The sequence below is a fragment of the Alicyclobacillus acidoterrestris genome, from assembly GCF_022674245.1.
Taxonomy (GTDB): Bacteria; Bacillota; Bacilli; order Alicyclobacillales; family Alicyclobacillaceae; genus Alicyclobacillus; species Alicyclobacillus acidoterrestris.
In genome coordinates this window covers 559,581-571,707 of record NZ_CP080467.1, presented here as the reverse complement: position 1 = coordinate 571,707, position 12,127 = coordinate 559,581, and the positions used below count along the sequence as shown (strand labels likewise).

Sequence of the window (12,127 nt, the reverse complement as noted above, 5' to 3'; positions counted from 1 at the left end):
TCCCCTTGGGAGGTAAGCGCGTTGCGTCGGAAACCTGATCAATCCAAACAGTCAACCAAAGTGTACCGTCGCAAACCACGCAGCAAAAAATTGTGGATGGCCACCATCTTCATCCCTTTGGCCACAGGCTTTTCCGGCATGTCCCTGTTGATTCTGCTCCTGCGGTGTCTGCCGCTGCCAGATCAGTCTGTCGCGAATCCAACCGAGATCGACAGCGAAGACGGGGTTCGCCTCGCCGAGTGGACGAGCAGTGGCACAGAGGGGCAGCCAGTCCCGTTGTCACGGATTCCAAAGGCGCTCGTCGAGGCCACGTTGGCCGTCGAGGATGCAAACTTTTATCACGATCACGCCATCGATCTCAAATCAACCGCCCGCGCCATGCTGGTCAATCTGCGGCACGGCGAGGTGGTCGAAGGTGGCTCCACCATCACCCAGCAGTTGGCGAAGAACCTGTTTCTGACGCAGGACAGGACGTACTCGCGCAAAGTGCGCGAGGCGCTCTTGGCCATTCAGCTGGAGTTGCACGAGCCGAAAGACTGGATTCTCAACCGCTACTTGAATGTCGTCTATTACGGACACGGCGCATACGGCGTACAAGCCGCGTCGCGCCTGTACTTCAATAAATCGGTCGACCAACTCAACCTGGCCGAATGCGCCATGCTCGCCGGCCTGCCGAAGGGGCCGTCCATCTACTCGCCGCTGTCCAACATGGACTTGGCGAAGGCGCGGCAAAAAGTCGTTCTCTCGCGCATGGTCGCGACGGGCTACCTGACAAAAGCCGAGGCCGACGCGGCCTACCGCCAACCGATTCACATCGCCACCTACCACACGCCAGTCGTGCAAGCACCGTATTTCACGCAGGTGGCGGTCAACGAAGCGAAACACCAGTTTCAAATCAGCGAGGAGCACCTATACCAGGGCGACCTGAAGATTCACACGACACTCGATCCCCTGCTTCAACAAGCAGCCGAACGCGCCATCGAAAAGACGCTGCCCAAGCACAGTGACATTCAGGCAGCACTGGTCGCCATTGATCCAAGAACCGGCGCCATCAAAGCGCTGGTCGGCGGTCGCGACTTCCAGACGAGCCCCTACAACCGGGCGATGGCGCCGCGGCAGCCGGGATCGACCTTTAAAGGTATTCTCTACACGGCCGCGCTGGAAAATGGCTGGACCCCGGCAAATCAGGTGGACAGCAAGTTGACGACGTTCGTCTACGGCCCGAACCACGACAAGCAGTACACCGTGCACGACTACGGCGACTTCTATGCCGAACGGCCGCTGACGCTGCGCGAAGCACTTGCGCGATCAGACAATGTCTACGCGGTCCACACGAACCTCGCCGTCGGCCCGGAGAAGGTCGTCGAAACGGCGCACCGGATGGGCATTGAGTCAACCTTACAGCCATACCCGTCGCTTGCGCTCGGCGTCTTCCCGGTATCGCCGCTGGAAATGGCCACCGCTTACGCGACGCTCGCCAACGGCGGCTTCAAAGTGACGCCGCACGCGGTGACCGAGGTCGACACGCCAGGCAGCGAATTGGCGACGCACCCGGCCACCGAACGGGTCGTGTCCCCGCAGGTGGCCTACCAGATGACGGATTTGCTGACCAGCGTGCTGCAGCCGAACGGCACAGGCTACTCAGTGCACAGTTACCTGCACAACGTCGCCGCCGCGAAGACCGGCACCACCGACACCGACGCCTGGATGGTCGGTTACACGCCCAACCTCGTCTGCGCAGTCTGGGTCGGCTATGACACAAACCGCCCCCTGTCGGTCGCAGAGTCGCACCTGGCGTCGCCGATTTGGGCGAAGTTCATGGGCACCGCGCAGGCACATATGCCGTACAAATGGTACCAACCAGCGCCGGGCCTCAAGGCTTACACAATCGATCCGCTCACAGGCCAACTCGCCACCCCACAATGCCGGGTGACGGAGACGGATTACTTTGTCCCGGGCACGGAACCGACCAAATCTTGCCCAATCCACAATCCGGCACCACCGCGGACGAAGAGTTCGCCGAAGGAGAAATTGTTTGGCTGGTTCCAAAAATGGTTCTGATATGGCGCTAAATTGCGCCAACAACGCCAAGAACTGTGCTACAATGGCGGCAACAAACAGGGAGGGGTGGGGCGTCATAATGGAACAACGCCTGTCCACACGCGTCCGCAACATCAAGCCTTCAGCGACGATGAGCGTCGACGCGAAGACGAAGTCGCTCTTAGCATCGGGACAACCCGTTATCAATATGAGCGTCGGAGAACCAGACTTTGACACGCCGACTGCGGCTGCCTTTGCTGGCATCCGCGCCATCACCAACGGCAACACGCGCTACACGCCGGCCGCGGGGACCGTAGCGCTGCGCAAAGCGATTGTCAGCAAACTGATGACCGAAAATGGACTCACCTACTCGCCGGATCAGATCATCATCTCCAACGGTGCCAAGCACACGCTCTACAACATCTTCACCGCCATCTGCGACGAAGGCGACGAGGTCATCCTGCCTGCGCCGTACTGGGTTTCTTACCCAGAGCAAATTGAGCTCGCGGGCGCGAAACCGGTCATCGTCTATTGCGACGAGTCGACCGGGTTCAAAATGACCGCTGCCCAACTGGAAGCGGCCATCACGCCAAAGACGAAGGCGGTGCTCCTGAACACACCGTCAAACCCGACTGGCGCAGTCTACCACGAAGACGAACTCTTGGCGCTCGCCGGAGTACTTCGCCACCACGACGTCTACGTCGTGCTCGACGAAATCTACGAGCGCCTCGTCTACGACGTCAAGCAGACCAGCCTGGCGGCTATCGCGCCGGAATTGCAGGATCGCGCCATCGTCGTCAACGGTTTCTCCAAAGCCTTCGCGATGACGGGCTGGCGCTTAGGTTATGCGGCGGCACCTCTAGATGTCGCAAAGGCCATGGCGAGTTTCCAAAGTCACTCGACCGGCAGCCCGTCCTCCATCTCGCAAGCTGCCGGCCTGACGGCCCTGGCCAACTTTAATCCGGAAGTCGTGCAGACCTTCCAGCACCGCCGCGACATTCTCGTCGAAGGACTCAACTCGCTCTCCGGCGTGAGTTGTCTGGTGCCCGAGGGCGCGTTCTACGCCTTCCCGGACATCTCCGGCGTCATCGGCAAGCGCTACGAAGACAAAACCATCCAATCGGCAACCGACTACTGCGAGCTGCTGCTCGAGAAGTCGCTGGTCGCCAGCGTTCCAGGCGACGCCTTCGGCTCGCCGAACCACGTGCGCTTCTCCTACGCCGTGGCCGACGACCAAGTCGCGGACGCCGTTTCGCGCATGCGCGAATTCCACCAGAAGCTCGTCTGAGCATCGCGCGTGGAACGCCCGAGCGGCAGATGTAGCTGTGCGCAATGGCGCGCGACGCGGGCGCCTCATAGAGGCGCCTCGCCCACTCGGGCGAGCGCAACGGTGTGGCAGGGGTGCGCTTGAAGGCGGCGGGATCGCAGGAGGGAGAGCCACTGGACACCCGGGTGGCTTGACCTTGGCGTGGCGCCAGCGGGCGAGGCTGTGGCTGCGGTTATGGCGGCGACGCCTCAGGCGAGCGAGGATGCGGCTGCGGTTATGGCGGCGGCATAATGCGCGTCATTTCGCCTATACGCTTCAATGTTTTACCTTTACATTCAGGCCGCGTGCATTCACACACCTCTGAACCGTACATAGATGATTTATGACGATGTATGACGATGATTTAAGACATCAAATCTGCCCTATTCCCCAATTTTCTGATGAATCCCACTCAATAGAGCAACATTTGTACCTTATCCTCTTCAGTTCACCCAAAATCGAGGCCATGTGCGGCAAATAGCGCATTTTTTTGGTCTTATCCGGCGGCTTTTCAGTTGATATGTCTTATTAAGACATGCAGGCGGAGTGCCAGGAGTCAGGTATGTGCCTTCGGAGGCTATGGATCTCGCTGGATAGACCAGCAGCCGATGTGGCTCGGCGGCTCGGCGGCTCGGCGGCTCGGCGGCTCGGCGGCTCGGCGGCTCGGCGGCTCGGCGGCTCGGCGGCTCGGCGGCTCGGCGGCTCGGCGGCTCGGCGGCTCGGCGGCTCGGCGGCTCGGCGGCTCGGCGGCTCGGCGGCTCGGCGGCTCGGCGACCCTGCGACCCTGCGACCCTGCGACCCTGCGACCCTGCGACCCTGCGACCCTGCGACCCTGCGACCCTGCGACCCTGCGACCCTGCGACCCTGCGGCCCACCAGCCCCCACGCCGCCGCATAGCGCACGATTTCTACCTTATTCGCAGGCCGGCAGCAGATTCGCGGCATTTAGTGCACAAATTTTGTCTTATGCCCGCAAAATCAACGGAATGCGCCCCAATCTGCACCGAATAAGGTAGATTTTCTGCTCTATTGACCCCCAAACGCCTCCAATCGTCTTATTAAGACATCCACAGCCGCACTGGCCGCCCAGCACCAATAGCACCACCAGCCTCACCAGCCTCACCGGCCACCCAGCACCACCACCGCCGCAAACAAAAAGGAGCCATCCCCTCGCCCGCGAGTCCGCCGACGTAGAGATGGCCCTTAGCCCCTTCATGCACAGGACGTCATGACCCTTACTCTGTGGTATCTGGATTCTGTTGCCCGTGCGGGTGTGCAGGGTGGATTTCTCCGTAGGGATCCGTCCAGTTTTCGTCATTTCGAATCTCAATCAACCCTGCCTCGTCCAACTCGTGAAGGACCTCGAACAGGCTGTCGCGCTTGTCTGCCGGCAAGCTACGGACAAAATCGTTGATATCTTGAGCCGGTGCCGTCTGGACAAAATGCACGCCGCCGTACTTCGCGTACAATTGACGCTTTAATGCCATCGTGCTGCACCCCTTTCCCCGCGTGTGACTCGCAATATCGTCGGACTCGGAATCGGGCCGCTTTCGCATGCCCACGTCATCCACGCCTCATCGCCCGACTGCGAACTGGAGCCATCTCTGTCGCTATTCTGTGCCGGAAGTGGCGTCCTATTCACAAACTGCGCACATCGACACGCGCGTGCACAACACCTGTGCCCGCCTGTAAACGCCACCGAAACTCGCGAACTCGCTAGGCTTTGGCGGGCACAATCACCAGAGGCACATGACTGAATAGGATAGGAAGAGACTTCTATGCGGAAGCGAGGTGCAACCGCCACGAATCAAACATCAAATTTACGCCGAGGCCGCTCCAAGGCACGAGGTTCTGCTGCCCCCAAATTGGCCAAGGGCGTCGGCAAGGCCAAGGCCAAGAGCGGTGGGAGTTTGTCGGGGGCGAAATCGACCAAGCCAATCCGCGCCAGCGTGGACGACGCCGTATTGGCGAAAGGCCAATCACCGAGCCGGAAGCCACCGGCCCGCAAAAAGACAGGCACTGCGCGCAAGTCCAAGGGACGTGCCAATGGCAACGCTCGCCCCAGTATTCAAGCCGTCGGGCCGTCGAATAAAAAACAAAGTTTGTCGCAGCTACTGTCGCCAAAAAATGTCCAGGAGACGATGAAGACCGTCGGCAATTTGCGCGGAATGGTGAAAAATTGGCTAGGATACCTCGAGCAAGCGGATAAGATGCTCGATACCATTTTTGTCACAACCAACTCGCTCAAAGAGAGCGGCGTGCTCGACAAACTGGTCAAACATCGCGGAAAAAATTTAAACACTGAGGATTTCACCAGCATTCTGGCTGCCCTGATGTCGTCTCCGCTGGCAGGGGGGTTCTTCAAGGGGGATGACGGTGACTCCAGCGAGTCGGCAACACAACCAGCCGCATCGCCGCAACAGGCAGCGCAACCTCCTGCGCCGCAGCCACCGCATCCTCAATCGTTGCCGCCTGGCACGCCACAACACCCACAAATGTAAAGGGCGGCGCATCTCGCGCCGCCCCCTCTCGCAGAAGACTCAGCCTTTACTCTTTGGAACGAACTTCTTAATTTCCTTGAGCGTTTTATCATCTACGTTTTTCCCGTATTTCTTGACCAAATCGTCCACACTTGCGTTCGGGCCATTTTTGGTCGCGTCACTGTACGCCTTTACAAACTGCTTAATCCGCTGTTCGGGAACTGGTAGCCCCAACTTGTTCGCGAAGGATTTGGCCATTTGTTCAACTTGGTGGGCGTCTTTCCACTGATCGGGATTCACTTTTTTCACATCGTCCAGAATCTCGAAAATTGCCTTACGCTTACCCGTTAAATTGTTCTTGAGATTGTCGAATGAACTCGACTTCGATGCAACAGTTTCCACTTCCGGGGTCGTCGACGGAGCTTCAGCCGGCTGCTGCCGCTTTACTCCAGCCTTTGGGGAAGCTTTGCGCTTGCGTTTATTGGGTTGGTTCGCCACGTGTCTGCATCCTCCTCTGTCCATTTCGCTCCACAGGGGAGCCTCCTCACACCATATGTCGAAGGACGAAGAGATGCGCCTCAATTGCCCAGCAATCGGACAAAACGGGCGGCAGAACCATCGAACGAGAACCATCAAACGCAGCATAATGACATCATCGGTACTTGCGCAGATTCGGGCTCCGTAGACGGATGTCAATTCCAGCTGCTGAAATCATCGCCAACAACATCATCAAGCCGCCAACACCTTTTGCCATGCCATGTTCCAAAATCATCAGGGCGAAACCAGCCAACAATAACAAGCCAAGACTGACAAAGGATAAGATGAACTTTTCCAATTGGTCAATCCTCCCGTGGACACAAGTTTGAATTGTTTCGTACAATGAAAGTGTGCCGGTTTTGCGACCAGCGGATCTCGTTCTACATCACGCATTCAATGGTATCCACCATTTTAGCACTTTTCAGGCAGTCTGCGTCGAGCGATTGCTCGTGAATCCCACCAGTGGTTGTCCTTCGGCGATATTTTTCACCACACCAGCGTACCCTTAAAATGCAATTCGCTCGACAGTCGGTCGTCAGCGTGATGTTTTTTTACAAATCCGTCGGGCATCAACTGCTTTAAAAACATGCGGCACAAAAGAATGAACATAAGGATGAATGATGTATCATGAGACGCTTTTTCGTCGGATTGTTTACAATGGTGTTGCTGTTGATTCCAACCTCCGCCTTTGCTTCGGTCTCCACGCCAGTTGTGTCACACAGCTCGGCGACGGTGCAGACGGCGACACTCACCAAAGCACAACACGCGTCCGTTCAGGTTCAACCGATTCGCGGTGGTCGTTCGTATACGTCTAGATCATACTCGTCTCGCTCGTACAGTTCGCGATCCTACTCATCTCCGTCGTATAATTCGCGGACAGGAACGGGAACAAGGACATTCGGAACACCGTTTGGCGGATTAGGATCACACTTGTTCTCATTCGGCGCCGGGTTCTTTTTAGGCCATCTGTTTAATCCGTTCGGCTTCGGGTACGCCTATGGCGCCGGCCTGAGTTTGTTCCACATCCTCTTCGATATTGTGATTATCTGGGTGATTTGGGCTATCGTCCGCCGAATGTTTTTCCGCCGGTAATCCGCATCACAAGTATAGAACTGCCTGCCCCAGGCAAAGTCGATAACCGTACCTACACAGAAAAACGGCGCAAAGCATCAACTGCTTTGCGCCGTTTTCCCTACTCACCCGCCAATGCGAGACATCTCAATCCGTGGCCGATGGACGGTCTGTTCGTTCCGCTCCTCCGAATATCTATCGGTGCGCGCCTTCCAAACCCCCGTCATCGCGGCCCGCAGTTCCTCATCCGTCGCCCCATCCCGCAACATCGCGCGAATGGGCTTGCCCCGTGTGGCAAAGAGGCACGTGAACAATTCGCCGGAAGCCGTCAAGCGCAGCCGCGAGCAACCGGTACAAAACGGCTTCGTGACCGCGTGGATAATGCCAATTTGCCCCGCGCCATCCTGGTAGGCAAAACGCTCCGCGACCTCTCCAGGTAAATCTGGCGCCACTGGAACCAGCGGATACTTCTGCGCAATGGTGTCGTAAATCTCGGATGCCGAAACAACGTCGTCCAACTTCCAACCATTGCTGTTGCCGACGTCCATGTATTCGATAAATCGCAGCACCACACCGGTTCCCCGAAAGTGCTCTGCCATGGGTAGAATCTCGGTATCGTTAAAGCCCCGACGAACGACCATATTGACTTTGACCGGCGTCAGGCCCGCCGCCAATGCCGACTCAATCGCAGTGAGCACGCGGTTCACAGGAAAGCCCACATCGTTCATCCTGCGAAACACTGTATCGTCCAACGCGTCGAGGCTGATGGTTATCCTGCGCAGCCCCGCATCCTTGAGCGCCTTGGCGCGCTTTGGCGTCAACATGCTCCCATTGCTGGTCACCGCGATGTCGTCAATCCCCGGAAGTGAAGCCAAGGCGTGGATAATTTCCGGAAGATCTCGGCGAAGTAATGGTTCCCCGCCGGTGAGTCGCACCTTGTGCACACCTGCTTCAGACAAAATGCGCGTCACCCGAACAATTTCATCTATCGTCAAAGTTTCTTCTTCAGAAAGGTACGAGTAGTCTTTTCCGAAGACCTCTTTTGGCATACAGTACTTACATCGGAAGTTACATCGATCCGTCAGCGAGATCCGAAGGTCCTTCAGCGGTCGAGAGAGTGCATCCCGAATGGCGTTGCCCGAATGATGCAAAGACATCTACTCAACCTCCAATCAACAATAAATCGACTTGCTCAACCAGTGTACCACGGGGAAGCCTAGGCTTGAAAATCCAAGACCATCCTTTGCAGTCTCTCGAAGCTCGCTTTCTCGCGATGGATCCGATGCGCAGCGCGCATGCGGATGTGTGAACGATTCATGAGTTGATGAGTTGTTCACCACTTTTTAAATGCTTTGCGTTACACTGGAGTCAGCAATGCATTGTCCACAAGGGGGACCCTGTTGTATGAACGTAGCGATGATCGCTCATGACCAAAAAAAGAACGACATTGTTTACTTGGCCATTGCGTATCAGAACATCCTGAAGAACGTGAACCTGTATGCCACTGGAACCACCGGCCTGCGGATTGCAGAAGCGACAGGCCTCCATGTTCACCGGTTTCAGTCTGGCCCGTATGGTGGAGATCAACAAATTGGCGCAATGATTGCCAACAACGAGATGGATTTCGTTGTGTTCCTGCGTGATCCACTGACTGCACAACCTCATGATCCCGATATTAGCGCACTGCTTCGACTGTGTGACGTACATAACGTCCCTGTGGCGACCAATATGGCGACAGCTGAAGCCCTGATCCGGGCCATGGATGCTGGCCTCATCGATTTCAAACCGAAAGTTCGGGACTAATCTCCCAAAGCGAGTTGGAAAGGATGTCTGCAGATGTTTGACGCAAACGTATTTGAAGGCCGGCGCGAGCGCATCGCCGAGCAGATGGCCGACCGTTCTCTTGCCGTCCTGTTCTCCGGACGTGCACCGCACAAATCGCGCGACGCTGTATACCCGTTTCACGCAAACCGGAACTTCTACTACCTCACTGGAATTGATCGCGAACACGCAGCGCTCATTCTCCAAAAGAAGGACGGCGCTGTGTCGGCGACATTGTTCACCGAACACGTCGATGAGACGCAAGAGAAATGGACAGGAAAGCGCATGCGCGACGATGAGGCGCAAATGCGGTCTGGCATCGCGGACATCCGCGACATTTCGCAGGTCGAGTCCACGTTCGGCGCGCTACTGTCCGACGCCGACTACGATGCTGTCTATCTAGATCTCCAGCAAAACGACTGGAATCAGACAGAAACAGTGGCGCATCAATTTGCGCGCGAAATCTCAGCGCGCTACCCGGGCCTTGACATCCGCAACATCCATGCCGACATCTGCCGCCTGCGTGCGGTCAAAGACAAAGCCGAAGTCAATGCGATTCGAGAAGCGATTCGAGTCACGAAACTCGGCATCGAAAACATGATGGCGCATGCACACGGTGATATAAACGAGTACGAATTACAGGCGTTTTTCGACTTTACGTTGCGCAGTAACGGCATCTCAGAGCATGCGTTTCCATCCATCATCGCGGGCGGCGAGCGCGCGACGATACTTCACTACGAGGAAAATGACCAACGCGTCGCCGATGGCGACCTCGTGCTGATTGATCTTGGCGCAGCGTATCTGCATTATTCGGCGGATATCAGTCGCACATTTCCGGTCAACGGCCGGTTTACGCCGCGGCAACGCGAATTGTACGAAATTGTGCTGACGGCCTTGGAAGAAACCATTGCTGCTGTGAAGCCAGGCATGACCTACCCCGAGTTAAACGAGGTGACAAAAGCCACGTTGACGCGGGAGTGTAAGCGCATTGGCCTCATCCAGTCCGATGAGGAAATCAGCAAATACTACTACCATAGCGTGAGCCACCCACTGGGTCTCGACACACACGATGTACACGGGCGTGGATTCCCGATTGAGGTCGGTTCCGTCATCACGATTGAACCTGGGCTGTACGTGGCAGAAGAAGGCATCGGTATCCGTATCGAGGATGATATCTTAGTCACCGAGTCTGGCACCGAAAATTTATCTGCAGACATCCTCAAGACAGTCGACGAGATTGAGGCCTTTATGGCAAATCGAGCCCACAAATAAACACAAAGTTACTCCACAAATACGAATTCAATAGGGCTAGCATCAGCGCAAATTGGGCATCGTAACGACGATGCCTTTTTTTGTATTTCATTTTGTGCTTCACATTTTACAAGAGGTTTGATATTGTTCGGTATATCGTTTTCGTAAAACGTTTTCCAAAAACGTTTTACCTACATGTGAACCTTTTCACACAGCTCTCGACTAGGGTGTCGGGATGTAACCGAATTCGCTTAGGTGATGTCTTGACGAACACATTCAGGACATGCTCCACCTTGAGGGAGGGGATTTTATGAAACGTTGGTGGATAGGACTTCTCATTGGCTTCGGAATCCTCATCAACTACTTCGACAGAACCAATCTGTCGGTTGCACAGCAGCCCATATCGGATTTGTATCACTTAAGCAGTGGGCAAATGGGTATCATCTTGTCATCATTCGGTTGGTCGTACGCGCTCTTCCAAATTCCAGTCGGCGCGCTGCTCGATAAAATCGGTCCAAAATGGTTGGTCCGAATCGGCACACTCCTGTGGTCTTTGGCGACGCTGATGACCGCTGTGGTCAGCGGAATGGGATTGATTCTCCTGTCGCGTATCATCCTAGGCGCCGCGGAAGCGCCTGCATTCCCAGCCGCATCGAAGGCGACAGGCTACTGGTTTCCAGTTCGTGAACGCGGCCTGGCGACTTCAATTTTCGACGCCGCTGCGAAGTTCTCAAACGTCATCGGGACGCCGTTAATCGCTTGGGCAGTGTTTGAGTGGGGCTGGAAAGGTGGTTTTTGGCTGACGGGCGTGTTGAGCCTCGTCTACCTCGTGCTGTATTGGATTTTCTATCGTGATCCAAAAGACGCTAAGCTCTCACAGAAAGAAGCCGAGTTGCTCCGCGAAGGCGGTGCCCAAGAAATCGGGACGGCACCTGGCGGGTACGGCAAGAACCTCGCGTTTGTCCTGTCACAACGCAAGATTTGGGGACTGACGCTCGGGTTCACTGCATACGGTTACACATTTTACCTGTTCCTCACCTGGTTGCCGGGTTACCTGGAAAAGCAAATGCACATGACGATTTTGAAGTCCGGTTGGTACACCGCTGGCCCATGGCTGGTCGCAACGCTTACAGACCTGATCATCGGCGGCTGGTTGGTCGACCATCTCGTCAAACGCGGTCACGACTCCACGCGAGTCCGCAAAACGATTCTCGTCATTGGTATGATTCTTGGTTTGGCCGTCATTCCAGCGGCATTCACCAACAACGCGAACGTCGCCGTCATCTTTATCGCCATCGCACTGGGTGGGCTCGCTTTCTCTGCCCCAATCGGCTGGAGTATCCCATCCTTGATTTCACCACGCGGCACTGTCGGTACCGTCGGAAGTGTCATCAACTTCTTCAACAACTTGATGAGTATCGCAGCACCTATCGTCACCGGATATGTCGTGCAGTTCACAGGGTCCTTCGAATCTGCATTCATTATTGCCGGTATTGTCCTCATCCTCGGTATCTTGTGCTACGTACTGATGCTCGGTAAAATCGAGCCAATCCGTTCACCTTTTGAGGACGCGGAAGCAGCGAAATAAGCGAAGCAGTACATCGTGTTCGTATACAAGACAG

11 protein-coding genes are annotated in these 12,127 nt (G+C 56.0%); 7 read left to right on the top strand and 4 right to left on the bottom strand.

Annotated features, from left to right (window positions below; genetic code table 11):
- Positions 1-21: 21 nt before the first annotated feature.
- Positions 22-2,061: a transglycosylase domain-containing protein gene (locus K1I37_RS02695; protein ID WP_021295247.1), complete on the top strand. Its 2,040-nt coding sequence runs from the start codon at positions 22-24 to the stop codon at positions 2,059-2,061.
- Positions 2,062-2,140: 79 nt separating this feature from the next.
- Positions 2,141-3,328, top strand: a complete 1,188-nt coding sequence (locus K1I37_RS02690) for a pyridoxal phosphate-dependent aminotransferase (RefSeq protein ID WP_031217917.1) — start codon at positions 2,141-2,143, stop codon at positions 3,326-3,328.
- 1,252 nt (positions 3,329-4,580) lie between these two features.
- Here K1I37_RS02690 and K1I37_RS02685 read toward each other — a convergent pair.
- A complete protein-coding gene (locus K1I37_RS02685) occupies positions 4,581-4,832 on the bottom strand; it encodes a hypothetical protein (RefSeq protein WP_031219174.1) in 252 nt (83 codons plus the stop codon).
- Between the two features lie 291 nt (positions 4,833-5,123).
- Between K1I37_RS02685 and K1I37_RS02680 the strand changes: the two genes are divergently transcribed.
- Positions 5,124-5,846 carry a hypothetical protein gene (locus K1I37_RS02680; RefSeq protein WP_021298119.1) on the top strand — a complete coding sequence of 241 codons (723 nt, stop codon included), beginning with the start codon at positions 5,124-5,126 and terminating at the stop codon, positions 5,844-5,846.
- 39 nt (positions 5,847-5,885) lie between these two features.
- Here the strand turns inward: K1I37_RS02680 and K1I37_RS02675 are convergent, their stop codons facing one another.
- Complete coding sequence (locus tag K1I37_RS02675) at positions 5,886-6,323, bottom strand: hypothetical protein (protein ID WP_021298120.1); 438 nt, start codon at positions 6,321-6,323, stop codon at positions 5,886-5,888.
- A 154-nt stretch (positions 6,324-6,477) separates the two neighbouring features.
- Positions 6,478-6,660: a hypothetical protein gene (locus K1I37_RS02670; RefSeq protein WP_021298121.1), complete on the bottom strand. Its 183-nt coding sequence runs from the start codon at positions 6,658-6,660 to the stop codon at positions 6,478-6,480.
- Positions 6,661-6,989: 329 nt separating this feature from the next.
- Here K1I37_RS02670 and K1I37_RS02665 point away from each other — a divergent pair, with 329 nt between their 5' ends.
- Positions 6,990-7,454 carry a hypothetical protein gene (locus K1I37_RS02665; RefSeq protein ID WP_021298122.1) on the top strand — a complete coding sequence of 155 codons (465 nt, stop codon included), beginning with the start codon at positions 6,990-6,992 and terminating at the stop codon, positions 7,452-7,454.
- 104 nt (positions 7,455-7,558) lie between these two features.
- Here the strand turns inward: K1I37_RS02665 and moaA are convergent, their stop codons facing one another.
- Positions 7,559-8,590, bottom strand: a complete 1,032-nt coding sequence (gene moaA / locus K1I37_RS02660; RefSeq protein ID WP_021298123.1) for a GTP 3',8-cyclase MoaA — start codon at positions 8,588-8,590, stop codon at positions 7,559-7,561.
- 247 nt (positions 8,591-8,837) lie between these two features.
- On the opposite strand from moaA, the gene K1I37_RS02655 reads away from it, so the two are divergent.
- The 3 genes from K1I37_RS02655 to K1I37_RS02645 all read left to right on the top strand — a co-directional run bounded on the left by K1I37_RS02655 (position 8,838) and on the right by K1I37_RS02645 (position 12,093).
- A complete protein-coding gene (locus tag K1I37_RS02655) occupies positions 8,838-9,236 on the top strand; it encodes a methylglyoxal synthase (protein ID WP_021298124.1) in 399 nt (132 codons plus the stop codon).
- Between the two features lie 33 nt (positions 9,237-9,269).
- Positions 9,270-10,526 (top strand): aminopeptidase P family protein, encoded by a 1,257-nt coding sequence (locus K1I37_RS02650; protein WP_021298125.1) that lies wholly within the window; start codon positions 9,270-9,272, stop codon positions 10,524-10,526.
- Positions 10,527-10,815: 289 nt separating this feature from the next.
- Entirely contained in the window at positions 10,816-12,093 is a 1,278-nt protein-coding gene (locus tag K1I37_RS02645) for an MFS transporter (RefSeq protein ID WP_021298126.1), read from the top strand.
- The last annotated feature ends 34 nt before the right edge of the window (positions 12,094-12,127 follow it).

Coding starts and splice junctions, on each gene's coding strand:
- K1I37_RS02690 (WP_031217917.1), top strand. CDS start 2,141: ATGGAACAACGCCTGTCCACACGCGTCCGCAACATCAAGCCTTCAGCG.
- K1I37_RS02685 (WP_031219174.1), bottom strand. CDS start 4,832: ATGGCATTAAAGCGTCAATTGTACGCGAAGTACGGCGGCGTGCATTTT.
- K1I37_RS02680 (WP_021298119.1), top strand. CDS start 5,124: ATGCGGAAGCGAGGTGCAACCGCCACGAATCAAACATCAAATTTACGC.
- K1I37_RS02665 (WP_021298122.1), top strand. CDS start 6,990: ATGAGACGCTTTTTCGTCGGATTGTTTACAATGGTGTTGCTGTTGATT.
- moaA (WP_021298123.1), bottom strand. CDS start 8,590: ATGTCTTTGCATCATTCGGGCAACGCCATTCGGGATGCACTCTCTCGA.
- K1I37_RS02655 (WP_021298124.1), top strand. CDS start 8,838: ATGAACGTAGCGATGATCGCTCATGACCAAAAAAAGAACGACATTGTT.
- K1I37_RS02650 (WP_021298125.1), top strand. CDS start 9,270: ATGTTTGACGCAAACGTATTTGAAGGCCGGCGCGAGCGCATCGCCGAG.
- K1I37_RS02645 (WP_021298126.1), top strand. CDS start 10,816: ATGAAACGTTGGTGGATAGGACTTCTCATTGGCTTCGGAATCCTCATC.